Source organism: Streptomyces sp. NPDC048269 (assembly GCF_040652395.1).
Classification (GTDB): domain Bacteria; phylum Actinomycetota; class Actinomycetes; order Streptomycetales; family Streptomycetaceae; genus Streptomyces.
The window spans coordinates 1-18722 of sequence record NZ_JBEZLW010000073.1 but is presented as its reverse complement, the minus strand read 5'-3'; the positions used below and the strand labels follow the sequence as shown (position 1 = coordinate 18722).

Below are 18722 nucleotides of genomic sequence, written 5' to 3'. Positions count from 1 at the left end.
GGCATTCGCCGAAGCTTGCAGGTCAGCAGGGGTCCGTCGAAGCATGAGCGCGGTCGGGTCCAGCGCGGACAACGCACTCGCCGAGTCCTTCAACGAGACCTTCAAACGCGAAACCCTGCAGGGACGAAAGAGCTGGCCAGACGAGTGCGAGGCCCGACTCGACGCCTTCCGATGGCTCCACCGCTACAACACCCGACGCCGACACTCCCGCCTCGGACAACGATCACCCATCGCCTTCGAAAACGCCCTCCACCTCACACCAACTACGCTGGCACCAGCCGCATAACCCGTGTTCAGGATTCGGGGTCAAGGCCCCTTGCCCTTCTCCTTGACGTGCCGCGCCTTGCCACGGGCCTCCAGCGCCGCACCCTTCACTGCCAGGTCCTCCTTGCCCATCGCATGGGCAGCCTTCCTCACGGCTTTCCCGGCAACTTGCTCCATCTGAGCCTTTGCCTTCTCGCTGGCACTCATGTCGGTCCTTTCACCGGGCAGGGCCTCGTGCGCCGAGACGGTGCGGCCGCGCCCAACGACCCGAACAACGGGCAGGGCCGGCGGCTCCTCGGCTCACGCACGCGACCTGCGTGCCATGCGGGTGCCCCCGCGGCGCGACTCCAAACGATCCTGGCGGGCGCTACGGCTCACACGGAAGCGCAGTCGGAGGCAGTACTGGCAGCCCGGCCGCCAGAGAACGACCGGCCGGCCGTCGACCGCGCCGCGGCGTTGTGCCTCCAGTGCACCGATCGACCTCGGGAAGACCAGCGGCGAGTTCGCACCTGCGAGCAGCACAAACAGCAGCAGAAGCGCTGCCGCTTCGCCGGGAGACCCGCGGGATATGGAGCACACATTCCGGCTGTCCAATGCCCCTTCGTCATACACTCCTTGAGGTCCAGAACTGAGGAGGGGCAGTGGAAGCGTGGCTTTCGGTGCAGGGCGGGGATCCGGTCCGCGAACTACAGGATCTTGACGAGTGGCTGAATGGCGAGCCGGAGCTGCGTGGCCGTGTCTCACCCCGTGCGGCGCAGCCCGGTTCCAGCGAACTTGGGGCTTCGTTCGATGTGCTGATCACCGCGATCGGCAGCGGCGGGGTGATCAGCGTGCTGGCCGGTTCGCTGCACGCGTTCCTGACCCGGCCTCGGGGTACCGACGTGCGGATCTCGGTCTCGTCGCCGGACGGGCGGAGCGTGGAGCTCGAAGCCCAGCGGGTCGACGATGTCGAGTCACTGCTACGCCAGGTGCTCGACGTCTCCGAGGGACAGGAACGAGCCGGTGACGCGTGATCCGGCCGACGTTCCGGGCCGTCGATCCCGGACGGTCGCGGATCGTGCTGATCGGCACGCCGCGCTACCGTGACGAGCGACTGGCGGACGTACCGGTAGTCGCCAACAACGTGGCTGACTTGGCGCGGGCCTTCACCGACCCGACGCTCGGCGGGTTCGCGCCGGAGCACTGCCGTAGGGTGTCCGAGGACGCTGACCTGGTGCAGATCGGGGAAGTTCTGACGGCTGCTGCCGAGCAGGCTAGCGACCTCCTGCTGGTCTACTACAGCGGACACGGTCTGATCGACCGGCGCGGGAAGCTGTATCTGAGCCTGGCCGGAACGAGGCCTGACCAGTTGGCATATTCCGCTCTGACGTTCGATGCGGTCCGTGAGACCTTCCTGGACAGCCCCGCAAGCAACCGCGTGCTCATCCTGGACAGCTGTTTCAGCGGTCGCGCCATCGGCCAGCCCTTGGCCGGTGAGGAGCAGTCCCTGCTCACCGCGCTGGAGGTTTCCGGCACCTTCACGCTGACCGCCGCCACGGCGAACCGGGCGGCGTTGATCCTGGACGGCGAGCGGCACACCGCGTTCACCGAACGGCTGCTCCGGCTGTTGCAGGATGGCAGCCCCAGGGCTGGGCAGATGCTCACCCTGACGGACATCTACCGGCACCTCCATGCCCAACTGACCGCCGAGGGCCTGCCGGTGCCGCAGCAGCGGGGGACCAACACCGCCGAGATGCTGGGGCTGGTGCACAACCGGCAGGTCGTCACGGCTCGTCAGCTCCTTGCGCACGAAGCCCTTCCAAAGCTGGTCAACGGGGCCGTCACGGGTAAACCCGCAGCCATCGCACCGGCCTGGCCCGGGCTGCCCACCACCGCCACCGCTCCAGCGGAGGACCGTATCGCCCCGGCGGTCGAACAGGCCCTGCGCCACGTGGCCGAGGCCGGCAGCAAGCAGCTGCGACGCATCTGCCTGGCTGCGGTCGCCCCAGTGGTCGCGGCCATAGCCGAGGAACAGGCGCTGGGTATCGCCGCCACCCTGTCCGACGCGGATCGCCGACACTCCGTCCTCGCAGACATAGCCGTGGTCGTCGCCGCCTCCGATACCTTCCGCGCCATCGACATCTTGTCGACCGTCTGGGAGCCGTACCGAACCATGGCGCTGGCCGATATCGCGAGGACCGACGGATTGCGTCACCCGGACAATGGGGCGTACATCCTCGACACCTACATCCTCGACGACACCCGGCCCCGCCGTCTGGGTGCGGACTCGTTGAGTGCGATAGCGCGTGCCGTTGCTGCCTTCGCGCCTGACAGGGCAGAGGAGATCGCCGCCGGAATCTCGGATGAGTACCCCCGCACCGTCGCCCTGGCGGGAATCGCGCTCACGGTTGCGGTCACCGATCCGGGCCGGGCCCTGCGCCTCATTCCCGACCGGTGCGGTCCGTGGGCAGTGCCCGCGGTCGCGGAGGCCCTGGCGGTGATCGACCCTGACCGGGCATTGAGCCTCATCGCTCCGCTCGTCGGCCAGAGGCCGCATCCCCTTGCTCTTATCGGCGTGGCCCGAACGCTCGCGGCCACCGACCCGCATCGAGCCCTGCGCATCGCCTGCGGCATCACCGACCGCGCGCGGCGAGCAGAAGCACTGGCGGCCGTCGCTGAAGTCGTCGCAGCCACCAGCCTTGACCATGCGCTGGAGATCACCCGCATGATCGGCGACAGCAGGATGGAGGAGGCGGCGCTGGCCGACGTCGCTCCAGTGGTCGCTGCGAAGGACCCCCAGCGGGCCATGGACATCGCCGAGGGCATCACCGGCACGCTGTGGAAGGTGCTCGCGCTGGCGGGAATCGCTTCCGTTCAGCTGGAGACCCCACACCGCCGGCGCAGCGCCATCGGGTTGGCGGCCCGCTGACAACGTCCTACGGGGGCGGCCGGGATGCTGTTGCCCGCCCACAGATCCCCGGTGAGCAGGCGTGGCTTGCCGATCTCGTCGAGGACGGCGGACTTGTGCGCGGCGATGTCGGCGATGTCGACGATCTTGCGGAGGCGGGTCGCGTCCGGGGCCGGGGCGCCCCTCGGTGTGCCCCGGCCCGTCGGTCAGAGCGTTCAGGTTCTCAGGTCTGGCATTGCTTCGTGGAGGCGGGAGACCAGCCGCTCCAGGCAGCGCCGTCGGCCCGAGCGTGGACTCGGATCTCGACCTTCACGGGGCCGCACACTCGGGTCGTGCTCCCCACTTCGACAGGGCCGATGGCTTCGCCGGCCCGAACGTAGGAGCGGCCGCTGCCTACTTTCTCCCAGTGACCACCATCGACAACACGGAAGAATGCCTCGTACGAGATATTCACTCCCTTTGTTCCCGTGTTACGCGCCTTGATGTGCGCCGTGATGTCTCGAGTGGGGAACCTGCCGACAGATCCCCGCTGTGCACTGATGCAGCCGTTGATGGCTACCCGACCGGTCGACGTCCCTCCGCCGCAAGCGACTGCTGCGGCGTGAGCGTTGGCCGGGATCGTCATCATGGCCAACGCGGCTGCGCCCAAGATCGTTCCGATACGCCTCAAATGCAATGTTCCATACCCCTCTTGAGCCTGTTTCTCTCAACAGACCATGGCCCGCCTCGGGGCGCGTCGGGCAGAGCCTCATCGAGTTTTCGCCCAAATGGGTGCAGGGGTGGTGTAGGTGGGCCGTAATGGGACGCACGGGTCTGGTGCTGCCCGGGTGGGTGTCTCCAGCTGGTACGGCGGGGGTGGACTCCGCCCGGGCGAACCGGGACGTGGTCCTGGTCCCGCTCTTCTCGGCCGAACCGTCGCCCCCCGGCCGGCCCTACCGCCCCCAGTCGATGCCGAGTTCGACGAGCGAGCGCAACTGCGCCCGGTCGAGTCGGTCGCGGCGTTGTTTCTGGTTTGCGATCTACACCCGGCCCGGTGCTCGCTGTTGGTCCGCCCTCCGCCCTCCGCCCTCCGCCCTCCGCTATCCGCCCTTCAAGGTCTCTCGAAGCCTGGCAGCTCAGCGAGCCGATAATCGGTTGCCCGTTGGCGTGGGTGGTGGATGCAATGTGCGGCATGGCCACCCAGGTGCGCCCGCCACGGAGAGGTGAGATGAACGCCTCCTGCCGGACCTTGCCACTCTGCGATCCGGGCCGCCTGCAACCGAGTCGTCACACGGGAGACGCCACCGCATGAAAGCGCCACCAACGCCACCTGGAGCCGAGGGGACTGACGGATCATCTGTCCAGATCGGGGCCCTCGTTCCGCTGACTCGGCCTGGCTGGGTCGAGGCAGGCCAACATTTGCTCGCCGGTCTCGAGCTGGCCGTTCGCGAAGTCAATGACGCCGGTGGGATCGGCGGAAGACCACTTGAGCTGGTGGTCCGAGACACCGCGGCTGATCCACAGAGGGCCGCGGCGGCCGTAGACGAATTGGCTCGCTTGGGCGTCGCCGCCTTGGCGGGGGAGTATCACAGCGTCGTCGCTCGCGCCGCCGCCGCCAGGGCCGACGCCCTCGGCCTGCCGTTCCTCTGCTCGTCAGCGGTGCTCGACGCGCTCACCGAAGAGCCGACGGAATGGGTCGCGCGCCTCGCCCCGCCGCAGTCCCGCGGCTGGCGAATCTACGCAGACTTCCTCCTCGGCGCGGGCCACAGCCGAATCGCCGTAGTAGCCGAGCCGAGTGTCTACTGGGCATCTGGGGCCCGCATTCTGCGGGAGTACCTCGCTCCACGTGGCGGCACCGTCATCGAACTCGACATGCGCGTGCACGCCCCCACGGCCGTGTGTGACGTACTCGTCGAGAACCGCGCGACAGCCCTCCTGCTTCTGGTCGGCCATCCGGAGCCGGCAGTGCCAATCGTCAAGTCCGTCCGCCGCGACGAGCGCCTTGCCGAGATCATGATTGGTGCTCCTGCCGGGCAACCGGAGTTCGCCGAATGGGTGACGTCGCTGGGCGACGACAGCACTGCGATCCCGTTCTTGCGCTACCTGCCCGAGCGCCTCAGCCCACTCGGTGCACGAGTCGAGACGGCCCTTCGTGAGCGGCTGGCCGAAGCGCCCTCCTTCGTCGCCTTCGAGGGCTACGACACGATCGCCGTCCTCGCCGATGTGCTGCGTTCTCACGGCGCGGACCGGGCGCGGACCGCCGAATCGTGGCCGAGTGTTGCAGTCGAAGGCACCCGCGGGCAGATCGAGTTCTCCCGCACGCCAGGCATCAGCGTGTGGCAGTGGGCTTGGACACCAATTCAAGTCGTTGATCGAGATCCGGCGGAACCCGATCGCTTCCGGATCCTTCACACTGGCTGCGACCGCATGGAGGTGCTGTGACGGGAAACGTTCACCGGGCCGCGGCATCCGACGGATCGTGTGACACGGAGGGTCTTGCCCGTTCCGCTAGGGTGCGCCGCATGGACGACACGACGTCATTGCAGCACCCAACGGCGACTCAGACCCTGCACTTCCATCCCGCCTATCTCGATGCAGTACGCGCCGAAGAGAAGACGACTACGGTGCGTTTCCGTGACCCCGTGGAGACGGGCCCGGTGAGCCTGGTATTCGAGTTGGACGACGAGGTGGCTCTGCCGGGTGTCGTCACGCAGGTCACTGCGAAAAGGTTTGCCCAGTTGAGCGAGTCGGACGCCCGCGCGGACGGTTTCCGCGATCTCGCTGAGCTTCACGACAGACTGCGGTTCCACTACCCCCACATCAGGCTGACCGACACCATCGCCATCGTGCACTTCCGGTTGGCGAAATGAGTGGGTGACCTCAGCGGTAGGAGTTGGCGAGGGCGAACTGCCGCAGGGGCCGACGCGCGCCTCGATCGGGTCGTCCCGGATGCGCTGGAGATCGTCGCATGCGGTGTCCCGGAGCGGGCCTGCCCGGCCGGGGATTCGTCCGGCAGGTGACTCCCGCATTGATGATCAGGACATCGGCACTCAAGGTGCTACGCGAGGCCGCGACGACCCCCGGCGAGGCGATCACGCCATGGCACCCCGGCGTCCGTGCCAAACTGCCCATGGCCCATGGCCCATGGGCCAGCCAGAGCAGCACACGGCGCGCAACCGCTTCCGACACCCGGGGCTTCCTGGACACACCAGACGTTCAGCACGTCTCGCCGGGGTGAGGACCCGCACACGCGAGGGCCCGTTCGATCAGGCCGCGCAGTTCCCTATCGCAGAGGACCATCGGGTACCCCCCGTCCGCGGACAGGCGACGCTCCGACTGCCGAACCGTCAGCAGCGCGGCCCGGATCGCCGGGCTGATCTCGCCCATTCGGATCAGGGTTTGGAGCGCGGCACGGAAGGCCCCCAAGCCGTCACCGCCGTCGGCGATCGGCAGCACGAACTCCTCCAGCACCTGCATGCTCGGGTCGGCCTGGCCCGTGATCGACCAGAGCGTGATCGCCGAGCTGAGACGCGGCCAGTGCACGCTGTTCTCCATGGCGGACCGAACCCGGTCCGCATAGGGCGCCGCGTCGAGGCCGAACGCGGCCAGGGCATCGATCGGCCCGTATCCGGGCTGTTCGGCAGCCAGGACGGCGTCGCCGAAGAAGCGGAGCGCTGCCGCGCGGTCTTCGTCGATGTGCACGGCGGCGACGGCGACCGCCCGGTGGTTGCCCGGGTAGTCCAGCACCTGGCAGTTTTGCAGGGCCGCTCGGGCTGAGGCAGCGGCCGGGCCCATCGCCGCCAGAATTCCGACCACATGGAGCGCGGTCCAGGTGTCCGCCAGCAGTGGCAGGAGATCGGGCAGCGCCGGCAAAGCGTCCTCGCCCCAGGCTTCCAGTACCTCTAGGAAATCGCGGGTCGCACTACCTCGGGCGCCGCCCTGCCGGATCGCCTCCCGCACCGCGGGCAGCAGGACGTCCGCGTGCCGCCGTAGCGGGACCAGCACGTCCTTGATCTCCGGCCGCCTTGGTTCACCGATGCCGTACCCGCGGCCCGGCTCTTCCGCTTGCGCGCGGAGTTGCTCGATCAGGCCCGGCAGGGCGCGCAGGTCACCGATGGAGGCCAGGGCCCAGCGGGCGATTTCGCCGACCGTTCCGTCGAGGTACTCATCGGCCCCGTCGTCGTTGAGCATTTCGGCGAGCCGGTCGGCGTACGGGGCCGCCGCCGGGCCCAGTACCGCGAGCATGTTGGCCGCCCGCAGCCGGACGGCGCCGTCCGGATCGGTCAGCAGCGCGCCCGCCAGCGGCAGCAAGGCGGCTTCCACGGAACGCCGCTCGGTGAGGAGCCGCCATGCCACGTCCATGGCTTCCCGGCACAGCGCGGTGTCCCCGGTGCGGCGAGCCGTCTCGACCAGCCGGACGCAGAAGGAGAGTTCAGCACAGGGGTCGTGCGCGAGCAGCCAGGCCGTCGAGCGGACCAGGTCCTCGCGGGTCCAGGGACCGTCGACGTCCGGGGTGTACCAGACCTCTTCGAACCGTGGTCGCAGCGCAAGATCGGAGAACACCTCGATCAGCCGGTCCATCTGCCGGACCGGCAGCCCCCGGTCGAGTCCCGCCGAAGCGTGCACGGCCGCGACCCACAGCACCGGATCGTCACCGGCCAGCACGTCCGCGAGCACCGCCCGCGCGTCGTCGACAGCGTCGCTGATCCTGCCCGTCCCGGTTTCCCCGGACGCCGCCTCACCGAGGGCAAGGAGAAGCGGGAGCCGTACCGTCGGGTCCCTCTCCACCTGCCATCGCTCCAGCAGGCGTACGATCCCGGCTGCCAGCGGTATCGCCGCCCGCCGCACTGCCGGCTCCGGATCCGCGAGCAGGGCCCACGCTCCCGTCCAGTCCTCGTCTGTCAGGGCCGGTGCCCGCATGGCCACCAGCAGTTCGACGAGGGGGACCCGCGCGCCCATGGCCGGGTCGGCGGCGAGCGCGATGACGAACGGCAGGGCCGCTGCCGCTGCGGACGGCGTCCGCCCCTCGTTCCTCGTGACGAGGGAGTAGAGCGGATCGCAGTTCTCCTCTGTCGCCCCCGCCCCGGCCAATGCGAGCAGGCGGAGCGTCCGCGGTACGTCCTCGACCGGATCGTGCGGATGTGCCGTCTCCAGCTCGTCCCACGCCACGGAGTCCAGTGCCTCCAGCGACATTCCCGCCCGCGTCATCCCGTTCACCACCACGTCGTCCTGCCCGCCATCGGCCGTCATCGTCCAGGAAATCCGCCATCATGTCGCCCGAATTCGCTGATGTCTCATGAGGCATGGCTCAGCCCGGACGCACCGGGGCGGGCTCACCGCCAAGACGACTTTCCGACTACCCGAATGGAACGCGGCGGCCCGAGCCGACGACCTCCTCCGTGAGATGCGGGCTGCCACCCGGACCAGTGGGAAGACGCCTCCGGCGCCCGCATCGGCGGGAAGCCCGGACGCGGCCGGGGCGCTACCCGCAGTCGCCGAGGGCGATCCCCGACCCTGCCACCGAGTACACGGCGTACAGCTGGATCAGTTCCATCGGGATCGTCAGGGCGTTGAACCACACGCCTACATAGGCGATCAGCCCCAGCCAGGTCTCCCCGAGCCGGATGCCGTACCGCCCGCGGATCCGCTTCGCGAGCAGTACGCACACGACCACTGCCGTCACGCCGAGGATCAGCCCCGCCCACGCGGCGACGTACTCCGTCGTCGGGAAGGGCATGTGGCGGCAGACTTCACGCTGCCGCTCGGCCCACCCGCTCTGGATGTCCTCCGTGTGTAGGGAACCGGCGACACCGCCTACGGTCATGAGAGGCACCAGCAGTGCCGCCATCACCGTGCCTGGCGTGACGGCACGCTTCCGTGCGGTGCTGTCGAACGTGGCGGGGGAGGGTGACGTAGCCATCAGTACCCATCGGGTTGTGGTCGGACGATGCGGATGCGCTGCTCGCCCCCATTCTTGTCGGCGATGTGTTCCCGGCTGGCCAGGCCCATGTTCTGGGACGAGGACCCCGTTCCACCAGGCGGTGGGCTGGCTGCGGCGCAGCCGGTTGCTGCCGCCGGGGGTGATCGTCATCTGGTAGGGGATCGGGCTCTCCCGTGAGGGAAACTCGCATGCGGGTCCCGCACGGCCACCCCTAGGCTGCGCTCGTGGTGCGGGCGAGGCGCCGTATCGACCGTCAGTGGATCGGAGATGCACCGGGTATGACCAGTCAACTGTTCGCGATCTGTTTCAATGCGACCCGGCCGTCGGGCCTCGCGCGCTTCTGGTCCGGGGTCCTGGGCTGGGAGTTGGCCGACGGTCCGGACGACGACGTCGCGATCCTGCCCCCTGATACCGCCAGGTTCCGCATCCGTTTCCTGCCGAGCCAGGAGCCGAAGTCCGGTCAGAACCGGGAGCACTTCGACCTGACGAGCACCTCCCCGGAGGATCAGCAGCAGACGGTGGCCAGGGCGCTGGAGCTCGGCGGGAAACACATCGACGTGGGCCAACTTCCGGAAGAGGGACACGTGGTGCTCGCCGATCCGGATGGCAATGAGTTCTGCGTCATCGAGTCGGGCAACAAGTTCCTCGCCGACACCGGCTTCATCGGAGCACTGGCCTGCGACGGTACGCAGGAGGTCGGCTACTTCTGGAGCGAGGCGCTGCGGTGGCCGCTGGTATGGGACCAGGATCAGGAGACCGCGATCCAATCGCCGAACGGCGGTACGAAGATCACGTGGGGTGGTCCTCCGGTGGCACCGAAAACGGGCACGAACAGGCTGTACTTCGAGCTGGCGCTCCCCGCCGGCGCCGACTGGGAGGCGGAGGTCGACCGCCTGATCTCGCTCGGCGCGACGCGTGCCGACACCGGCGAGGGCGACGGTGGCGGGACATTGATGCTCGACCCCGATGGCAATGAGTTCTCCGTACAGAGGCCTCGGTAGCGGGGCTGTTGTCGGGTGGGCTGTGTCCCGCCTCATGACCGGTATGGCCCCCGCTACCTTTACCTCACCCGGAACGGCCAGGCATCGTTCGGACGCGCGTGGACTGACGGACGCGGGCCGCCACCGGCCGCTCTGTTCGGGGAGCGGCTCCGCGGGTACTACTGGCGGCGGTCCACCACGGCCGCTCGCCCGTCCGACAGCGTCGACTCGTGCGAACGCTCGTGCTCGTCCCCAGGGGCACGTTCACGTAATTCCCCAGGCGATGGCCTCGGGTGGACGCTAGGTTGGCCCGCGTGCACTTGGTTGGGCGGAGCTATCGGTATGTGGGACCGCCCGATCTGGGGGCCCTTGTCCGGCCTGAAGCTGAGGGCCGAAGCATCCACTCGGCGGAGGATTTCGACGACTGGGCTTCGGCTCTCGCAGCGGGGGAGCTGGCTGAGCCCGTCACGTTCGTCGTCGACCCGGCGGGTGCGCTGCGGCTCGCCCCGCGCCGGAGCGAGCACCTGGTGTGTGCTGGCGGTGGCCTTGTTCTGGGTGCCGGGGAGATGAGCTCCCGGGAGGAGCCCGGGCAGTGGGTGGTCGGTGACGTGAGTAACCAGTCGACTGGGTACCGCCCGGACGTCAGCTCGTGGCCGGCCGTCGCGAAGGCTCTGGATGCAGCCGGGATCGAGCGTCCTTCCCGTTTCACCCACGAGGTGGTGTTCCGGCGCTGTCCCGCCTGCGACGTTGGCCGAGCGGCCTCCGCCCGGACGGTCTCGCCGCCCCTCGTCGGCGAGGCCGCGGCGCCGCCCCGCTGCGCAGGGTCGCCGCTGCGGAGGCGGGGTGGGCAGCGGATGTTCGACGACGGACCGCCACGTTCGAAGCGGAGGCTCACGCACCAGGAGACCGGCGAGCTGGGCGAGATCGCCATGGTCTACGACCGAGCCGCGGAGCGGCCGCTGAGCGCACTCAGCCGGCGATGCGACCCCGGCTCGCGCCACGGACGGAGCGCGTCGGATGGCGAGACGCGCCAACTGAAGGGGGCACGAGGCGATCACGCCAGGGTGACGTGCAACCTGCCGCCGGCGAAGACAGCGAGAACCTCGGTGAACAGGTCGTACGGATGTCCGTCCGGCGTCAGGGCACGGGACAGATACTCGCGCGCGGTGGCGGCGTCCCGCCAGAGGAGGGTTGCGGGGGCGGTGTAGCCGAAGGTGCCGCCCAGACAGTCGGCCAGGGCATCCAGGTTGGCGCCGAAGTAGCCGCCCGGCCCGTTGACCGCCTCGCCGAGTGCCAGGTAGAGACCCGGGACGTCCACGATGTACCGGCCGTCGAGTTCGTACGCACGGCCGGACGGGGAGTCATGGGGCGTGCGCAGGCAGGCTCTCTCCCGGACGTGGTCCAGCCAGGCCCAGCGCTGTCGGGTGTCGAGGTCGACCCAGGCACCGGGCGTCCGCGGCGGTCCGGGGAGCCAACGCTCCCACAGCGGTCGGGCTTGCCCCGGAACGAGTGTGGAGAGTTTGCCTTCCAGTTCCAAGTCGATCAGACCAGCGCCGCGTGCGGACGGGGCCCAGGCGTTGACGGTGGCCCACAGCGGCAGTTCGGCGAACGGCTCGCCTCGGTCGTCCCGTATCTCCAAGGACGCTTCCCCCAGGTCCAGCGTCCGCCGGGTGGCCGTCATCAGTGCCCGCCACAGCTCATCACCTGGGGCTAGCCCTCGCAGGACGAGCGGGGAGTCCACTGGCTCGGGGGGCAGGACGCGGGTGAATTCCCGGCAGGCGCCCAGCCACCGCTGGCCGTCGTGCAACCGGACGGGGCCGCGGTAGCCCTCGGGCGGCCCCTCGTAGTCGTCCAGGCCGGTGAGGACAAGACCGTCCGTGCGGGGGTGCGGACCGAGGCTCTCGGCATCCTCCAGAAGCCAGGCACCGAGCATGCCGTCCTCCGGCACCAACCACATCCTGCGTCCGACCCAGCCGCGCACCTCGGCTCCTTCCGGAACCCAGCCGAACAGCTCGTACGTCTCGCGCCAGGGTTCCCCGAACAGCCCCTCCACCTCGGCGCAGACGCCCCAGCTGTGGCCGCGCTCCGTACGGTCAGCGTGTACCGCGTTCGCCCGTGATGGTCCTCGTTCTCACACACGGCAGGAATCATGCCCGGGCCAGGGGAAGACGGCGAAACCGATTTCCCGCAGTCGGGCGAGAGTGTTCTGGGCACTGCTGAGGGCGTGCACGCGTGCGCTGGTGACCAGTTCGGACACCATGTCCAGTGCGGTCACCATGACCAGTTCGGTCACCGTGAGCAGGATGGAGTGGACCGTGTCGGCGGGCACCCTCGGTCCGCGTCCGGTTCTTCAGACGTGCCGGACACCCCAGACACCATCTACGGGCCTCACGCACTCCGAGGTGGACCGGAAACGACCTGGCCCAGCCCAACCCACTGCCCGAACCGACACGGCCTGCCTCACCCTCGATTTTCAGGGTCGAACATCATGTGCGGCCGGCCCGGTGCCGGGGGCGGTGGCCGTCCCGGCGGGTGACCAGCAGCAGAGCCAGCAGCATCGGTGCGATCAGCAGGATCATGGTCCCCATGGCGATTCGTCTCCTCGCGATCGGTACCTCGTCGACCTTTTCGACCTCTTCGCGTGTTTCCGCCGGGCCGCCATCGAAACCCCGAAATTTGCGGTCACCCCCGGCCGCGGACGCCGAAACGTTCCTCCCGCACGGCCGTCGGGCGCTTCCACGTGCAGACCGGCGCCGGGCGGGGCAGATGCGGGTGGACCTGGCAGGCCCGAGAAAGGACGGACACCGTGGCACGACCGAGGATTCTCGTGGTGGGAGCCGGATTCGCCGGGGTGGAGTGCATCCGCCGGCTGGAGCGCAGGCTGTCGCCCGCGGAGGCGGACATCGCCCTGGCCACACCGAACTCCTACCAGCTGTACCTGCCGCTGCTGCCGCAAGTGGCCTCCGGCGTACTGACCCCGCAGTCCATCGCCGTCTCGCTGCGCCGCAGCAGCCGCTACCGGACCCGGATCATCCCCGGCGGCGCCGTCGGCGTCGACACCAAGGCGAAGATATGCATCGTACGCAAGATCACCGGCGAGCTGACGGAACACGCGTACGACCACCTGGTGCTGGCTCCCGGCAGCATCACCCGCACCTTCGACATCCCCGGACTCACCGAGCACGCCCGCGGCATGAAGACGCTCGCCGAAGCCACGTACCTGCGCGACCACGTCATCGCACAGCTCGACCTGGCCGACGCCAGCGAGGACGAGGCCGAGCGGGCCGCCCGGCTCACCTTCGTCGTGGTCGGCGGCGGGTACGCCGGCACGGAGACGGCGGCCTGCCTCCAGCGGCTCACCCACCACGCTGTGAAGCGCTACCCCCGGCTGGACCCCGGCCAGATCACCTGGCACCTCCTCGACCTCGCCCCGAAGCTGATGCCCGAACTCGGCGACTCCCTGGGACAGGTGGCCCTGGACGTCATGCGCCGCCGCGGCATCCAGGTCTCCCTCGGCGTCAGCGTCGCCAAGGCGGGCCCCACGGAGGTGACGCTGACCGACGGCCGGGTGCTGCCCAGCAGGACCCTCATCTGGACGGCCGGAGTGGCCGCGAGCCCGCTGATCGGCACGCTCGACGCCGAAACCGTCCGCGGCCGGCTCCTGGTGACCCCGGAGATGACCGTGCCCGGTGCGGCCGGGGTGTTCGCACTGGGAGACGCGGCGGCCGTGCCCGACCTCGCTGCGCGGGAGGAGGGCGCGATCTGCCCTCCCACGGCGCAGCACGCCTTGCGACAGGGGCGGGTGCTCGCGGACAACCTGATCGCGACGCTGCGCCACCAGCCTCTTCGGCCGTACCGGCACAAGGACCTGGGGCTCGTCGTCGACCTGGGGGGCACCGACGCCGTGTCCAAGCCGCTGGGCATCCCACTGCGTGGGCTCCCGGCCCAGGCCGTGGCCCGCGGGTACCACTGGTCGGCGCTGCGCACCAACGTCGCCAAGACGCGCGTCCTGACCAACTGGCTGCTCAACGCGGTGGCCGGGGACGACTTCGTCCGCACCGGGTTCCGGTCCTCCAAGCCGCCGACGCTGCGGGAGTTCGAGTACACCGATACCTATCTGACCGCGGATCAGGTGAGGGCCCACACGGCGGCGCTGCGCGCCTCCGGCTGAGGAACCGCGGGGGAGCGGCGGATCGCTCCCCCGCGAGAGCCGCCGGGCCGGCCCCGGGTTCGGGGGATGAGAGCGGTCACGCAGGGCAGGAGCACGTCGTGGCATCGAACACTCTCCGCACGCCCCGGAGCACCTCCGGGAACCGCTTCCTCGCCTCCGTGAAACGGGCTCGGACGGCCCTGCGCGGCACCGCGGTTCGGCTCTGGGACGACAACGTGGCGGACTACGCCGCGGCGCTCACCTACTACGCGGTCCTCGCACTGGTGCCCGCCCTCCTCGTCTCCGTTTCCCTGGTGGGACTCGCCGGATCCGGTACCCGGGAGCGCCTGATCCTCGACCTCACCTCCTACGCCCCTCCCCAGTCCGCCCAGGTGCTCCGGGAGGCATTGAACGGCCTCACCACGCAGCCGTCCTCCCTGTGGGTCCTGCTCTGCAGCGGCATCCTGAGCGCACTGTGGTCGGCCTCCAGCTACCTGGCGGTCTTCCGCCGTGCCCTGCACACGATGCACCGGCTGCCGGACACGCGACCGCCCCTGCGAGCGGCACACGTCCTCGTCCTCACCGCCGGCGCGCTGCTCGCCCTGCTGGTGACGGGCGCCGCGAGCCTCGTCGCGACCGGCCCCGTGGTCCGGCGGCTCGCGGCGGCCGCCGGCTACGCGGGCAGCGGCACGATGACCCTCCTGCGGTGGCCGGTGCTCCTGCTGATCGTCACGTCCCTGATCCTCATCCTCTACCGGACCGGACCCCGCCAGGCCCGCGGAACGCGCCGGGGCCTGCCGGGCGGCGTGCTGGCGGCACTGCTGTGGCTCGGGGCCTCCGGGCTCTTCACGCTGTACACCGAGTCCGGAACCTACAGCCGGCTCTACGGTTCACTGGCCGGAATCGTCATGTTCCTCGTGTGGCTGTGGTTCACCAACCTCGCCCTGCTCACGGGAGCGCAGTTCAACGCAGTGCTCGCCGGGCGGGCGGTGACGGAGCCGGCAGCCGGATTGCCGGAACGCGAGAGGTAGCGGGCTCAACCCGTCGACGGGCGCGCGGCCGGAGCTGGTCGCTCTGGCTCATCGAGGTTGTCGTGCGTCGTGCGGCTGCCCGGAGGGCGTGTACACCCGTGGGTGTAAACCGTCGTACACCCACGGTGGGCGGGGCAGATACGCCAGCGGGTGGCCGCACGCGCGGATGGTCTGTCGGTACTTTCTGGGCACCACATCGATCGATCTGGGTGACAGGAAGATGAACCTGGCTCGGGCATGACCCTGTTCCAGGAACGGTCGACCTGATCGGCAACAACGGGGGAACACCAATGAATACCGCTGCCCGCAAGGGCCACAGGAGCTGGAAGGCCTACGTCCTCGGGGCGGCAGCGGTCGCCGCGCTGCTCGCGTCCACGGCGTGCGAGTCGAGGGCCGCCGGCGGCCCGGACGATCACGGGCCCACGGGGCAGCCGACAACGGGTTCGGCGAAGCCGGGTGAGTCGGGTTCGGCGAGTCCGAGCAGCGGTCCGAGCAAGACCGGCGGCAGTGGCAGTGGCAGTGGCAGTGGCAGGGGCGGTGGCGGTGGCGGCGGCAGCAGTGACAGCGCCAGCGCCGCCTGCGCCGAAGCCGACCTCTCCTTCTCCGCCAGGCGCGCCCGTCAGGCACCTCCTCCTCACCGTCACCGTCACCAACACCGGCGGCACGACGTGCACCGTCTACCACTGCCCCTCCGTGCAACTCGGTGCCGATACCCAGGCTCCGGTCACCGTGATCAAGGACAGTGACCCGAAGGCGCTCGCCACCCGCGCTCCGGGCAGGGCGGCCCACACCGCGCTGCTCGTCAGCGGTGGCCACATGGACGAGTACGAGGCGCACACCATCACCCGCAGACTCCAGGGCTCCGAGCTCGGCGACGATGCGAGCAAGCCGATCAAGGTCGACTTGCCCGGCGTCGACAAGTTGTGGGCGGACGACGGTGTTCGCGTCACCTACTGGACGGCTGTCTCCGGCTATGCCATGACCAGGCGGCTCACCGGCGGCCTTCCCCGATCGGGGGCGGTGGGCGTGGGGCGGGTTGGGGAGTGGGCCGGGGGGATGATCTGATCTCAGCATGTTTTCACAACCCACTTGGGACCATTGCGGGTTCGGAGCCACGGACATCGATTCCCTGGGATGCCTCGGCATCCGTGTGACCGGTGGCGACAACTGCCTCCGGCACGGGAGCCGGCAGGTGCAGGCGGGTTACCTCAGCGGTCTTGGCCCTGGTTCGGACGTCGATCTTCGAGGCACGCTCATTTCGGAAGAGCTTCTGCGGTCCCTGACGGAAGCCGTGCGCGACGAGCACGGTCGGCCCTGCTTCGGGGCCGTGCTGTTCGACGGAGCCACTTTCGCGGCTGCCGCCTCCTTCGACAAGGCGGTCTTCGCTGGAGCCGCCCGCTTCGACAAGACCGTTTTCGAGGGCGAGGCACGCTTCGGCGATGCGGAATTCAAGGACAGGGCGTGGTTCGCCGAGGCGTCGTTCAACAGTGTGGCGATGTTCAGTGACACGGACTTCGGCGGACCTGCCTGGTTCGACGACTCCACCTTTCGCGGCCGCGGCTGGTTCGCCCGCTGCACCTTCCGCGACGAAGCCTGGTTCGCTGGGACGACGTTCAGCGGAGGCGCCTGGTTCGACGGGGCAACCTTCCACGAGGACGTGCGCTTCGACTTCGCGACCTTCGACGCGGACATCCAGTTCGGCCCGATGGCCTGCGCCAAAGAGGTACACCTGTCCAGGGCATCCTTCCTCACTCCCGTCGTGGTGGAAGTCGTCGCGGCGGCCGTGGTCTGCCGGCAGACCCGTTGGGTGTCCTCGGCGACACTGCGTCTTCGCCACGCCACCCTCGACCTGACCGATGCCGTCACCGGCGGTCCCCTGACGGTCGCCTTCCACCCCAGGCCGTTCGTAGGCCGCCAGCGAGCGATGCCATTGTCGGAGACTCTGCTTCCCGCTCGGCCCGAAAGCCTCCAGGTCACTTCGTTGAGCGGCCTCGACGCTTCCCACCTCGTACTCATCGACGCCGACCTCACCCACTGCGTCTTCAGCGCGACCGTCCACCTCGACCAGCTCCGCCTGGAAGGACACTGCACATTCGCGCCCGCACCCTCTGGAGTGCACCCCCACAGAGGACGGCTGATCCGGTGGACCACCCGACGTACTCTCGCCGAGGAGCACTACTGGCGTGCCGCGCATGGCCTCCCCGGCTGGACCCCACCTGCCGAAGGCACCCCAGTTCTGACCCTGCACGCCCTGGCACCGATCTACCGGCACCTGCGCAAATCCTTCGAAGACGCCAAGAACGAACCCGACGCGGCGGACTTCTATTACGGGGAAATGGAAATGCGCCGCCACGACCGCCTCCGCCCGCGCTCCGAGCGCGTCCTGCTCGCCGTCTACTGGGGTGTGTCCGGCTACGGGATGCGAGCCTCCCGAGCACTGGCCTGCCTCTTCGGGGCCATGACCGTGACCCTCCTGCTCCTGATGGGCCTCGGGTTGCCCGACCAGACACCCAAGCAGGAGATCAAACACGTCACGATCGCAGGCAAGGAGTCCCTCGTCATCGACAAGACAGACCCCCGCCTCACTTCCCCGCCCGGCACCCGCTTCACCGCGAAGCGCTTCGACCAGGCCCTGCAAGTCCTGGCCAACTCGGTCGTCTTCCGTTCCAGCGGCCAGAACCTCACCACATGGGGCACCTACATCGAAATGTTTTCCCGCGCCGTCGAACCGGTGCTGCTCGCCCTGGCCATCCTGGCCGTCCGGGGGCGTGTCAAACGAGGCTGAAGGCGCAATCAGGCCTGAAGGACACCTGGTTGGCGAACACTGCGTCGGTGGCGCTGACGGGCACACGGTGCCGTCCCGGTGCGCACTTGCGGGGGTGTCGTCCGGCGTACGACCTGGGCCCCCCGGCTGTGTACGGATAGACGGGCTCCGCGGCGCCTGGGTGCTCGTCGGCAGCAGCGGGGCGAACCGGTCCAGCAGCCGCCGCATCGCCCTGGCGCGGTAGCGGCTGACCGGCGGTGCGCGTGGGGGGGTGCACCCGCACCGGAAACGAGCCGACGGGCTTCAGAAGCGAGCCGCTCCACACCGCCGGGGATTTGCCCGGGCGGCCTGGCGGCTGGTGCTCGGGCTGCTGCCGACGGAGTCCAGGGCCCGGGGGCGACAACCGAGGTGCCGTCGTCGGGGGCTTGCCGGGTTGTCCGCGCCGGCCGCGGAGTTCGCCGGCGAACAAGGCACCGGGATCCATCATGAGCGGCCGTGCCTGAAGGCCCGGTCGGGTGGCATGCCGGGCATCGAGCACCGGCGACGCACTGCACCCCGCTCGCCGTGCCGGCCGGATGCGGGCCACCGCCGCGGCCGCTCAAAGGGTGCAGGGGAACGGGTCCTGGCGTGTCCTAGTGCTGTGACCGCATAGGTTCACCGGGTTGCTCGTTGTGCTGGTTGGAAGCGGTGTCGCTTCCAACCAGCAGGGGAGGCGGGATGGCAACA

At 69.4% G+C, this 18722-nt stretch carries 14 protein-coding genes and 2 pseudogenes; 10 read left to right on the top strand and 6 right to left on the bottom strand.

What is annotated here, in order from left to right; genetic code table 11:
• Window positions 1-286: integrase core domain-containing protein (locus AB0D48_RS35590; RefSeq protein ID WP_362406880.1), on the top strand; the 286-nt coding region annotated here is incomplete at its 5' end.
• Window positions 287-306: 20 nt separating this feature from the next.
• Here the strand turns inward: AB0D48_RS35590 and AB0D48_RS35585 are convergent.
• Both AB0D48_RS35585 and AB0D48_RS35580 read right to left on the bottom strand, forming a co-directional pair.
• A complete protein-coding gene (locus AB0D48_RS35585; protein ID WP_362406877.1) occupies window positions 307-471 on the bottom strand; it encodes a hypothetical protein in 165 nt (54 codons plus the stop codon).
• Between the two features lie 150 nt (window positions 472-621).
• Window positions 622-876 (bottom strand): annotated as a pseudogene (locus AB0D48_RS35580) (hypothetical protein); the annotation flags it as partial.
• A gap of 29 nt (window positions 877-905) precedes the next feature.
• Between AB0D48_RS35580 and AB0D48_RS35575 the strand changes: the two are divergent.
• The 4 genes from AB0D48_RS35575 (at window position 906) to AB0D48_RS35560 (ending at window position 6000) form a co-directional block, all read left to right on the top strand.
• Window positions 906-1277, top strand: coding sequence for a hypothetical protein (locus AB0D48_RS35575; RefSeq protein ID WP_362406874.1), 372 nt, complete (start codon window positions 906-908; stop codon window positions 1275-1277).
• Window positions 1274-3172, top strand: coding sequence for a caspase family protein (locus AB0D48_RS35570; protein WP_362406871.1), 1899 nt, complete (start codon window positions 1274-1276; stop codon window positions 3170-3172). Before AB0D48_RS35575 ends, AB0D48_RS35570 begins: the two co-directional genes overlap by 4 nt.
• A 1266-nt stretch (window positions 3173-4438) precedes the next feature.
• Complete coding sequence (locus tag AB0D48_RS35565; RefSeq protein ID WP_362406868.1) at window positions 4439-5572, top strand: ABC transporter substrate-binding protein; 1134 nt, start codon at window positions 4439-4441, stop codon at window positions 5570-5572.
• Between the two features lie 80 nt (window positions 5573-5652).
• Window positions 5653-6000: an ASCH domain-containing protein gene (locus AB0D48_RS35560; protein ID WP_362406865.1), complete on the top strand. Its 348-nt coding sequence runs from the start codon at window positions 5653-5655 to the stop codon at window positions 5998-6000.
• Between the two features lie 346 nt (window positions 6001-6346).
• On the opposite strand, the gene AB0D48_RS35555 is transcribed toward AB0D48_RS35560, so the two are convergent.
• Window positions 6347-8380, bottom strand: a complete 2034-nt coding sequence (locus AB0D48_RS35555) for a hypothetical protein (protein ID WP_362406862.1) — start codon at window positions 8378-8380, stop codon at window positions 6347-6349.
• Between the two features lie 232 nt (window positions 8381-8612).
• Complete coding sequence (locus AB0D48_RS35550) at window positions 8613-8954, bottom strand: hypothetical protein (protein WP_362406859.1); 342 nt, start codon at window positions 8952-8954, stop codon at window positions 8613-8615.
• Window positions 8955-9349: 395 nt separating this feature from the next.
• Here AB0D48_RS35550 and AB0D48_RS35545 point away from each other — a divergent pair, with 395 nt between their 5' ends.
• The gene (locus AB0D48_RS35545; protein WP_362406883.1) at window positions 9350-10072 is read left to right on the top strand and encodes a VOC family protein; all 723 of its coding nucleotides are present in this window, start codon (window positions 9350-9352) and stop codon (window positions 10070-10072) included.
• Between the two features lie 1033 nt (window positions 10073-11105).
• On the opposite strand, the pseudogene AB0D48_RS35540 reads toward AB0D48_RS35545, so the two are convergent.
• Window positions 11106-12202: pseudogene (locus AB0D48_RS35540) on the bottom strand (barstar family protein).
• Complete coding sequence (locus tag AB0D48_RS35535) at window positions 12183-12380, bottom strand: hypothetical protein (RefSeq protein ID WP_362406856.1); 198 nt, start codon at window positions 12378-12380, stop codon at window positions 12183-12185. Before AB0D48_RS35535 ends, AB0D48_RS35540 begins: the two are co-directional and overlap by 20 nt.
• Before the next feature lie 477 nt (window positions 12381-12857).
• Between AB0D48_RS35535 and AB0D48_RS35530 the strand changes: the two genes are divergently transcribed.
• The 4 genes from AB0D48_RS35530 (at window position 12858) to AB0D48_RS35515 (ending at window position 18017) form a co-directional block, all read left to right on the top strand.
• Window positions 12858-14222, top strand: coding sequence for an NAD(P)/FAD-dependent oxidoreductase (locus AB0D48_RS35530; protein ID WP_362406853.1), 1365 nt, complete (start codon window positions 12858-12860; stop codon window positions 14220-14222).
• Between the two features lie 98 nt (window positions 14223-14320).
• Window positions 14321-15232: a YihY/virulence factor BrkB family protein gene (locus AB0D48_RS35525; protein WP_362406850.1), complete on the top strand. Its 912-nt coding sequence runs from the start codon at window positions 14321-14323 to the stop codon at window positions 15230-15232.
• A 558-nt stretch (window positions 15233-15790) separates the two neighbouring features.
• Window positions 15791-16297: a DUF4232 domain-containing protein gene (locus AB0D48_RS35520; protein WP_362406847.1), complete on the top strand. Its 507-nt coding sequence runs from the start codon at window positions 15791-15793 to the stop codon at window positions 16295-16297.
• Window positions 16298-16523: 226 nt separating this feature from the next.
• Complete coding sequence (locus AB0D48_RS35515; RefSeq protein ID WP_362406844.1) at window positions 16524-18017, top strand: pentapeptide repeat-containing protein; 1494 nt, start codon at window positions 16524-16526, stop codon at window positions 18015-18017.
• Window positions 18018-18722 lie beyond the last annotated feature (705 nt).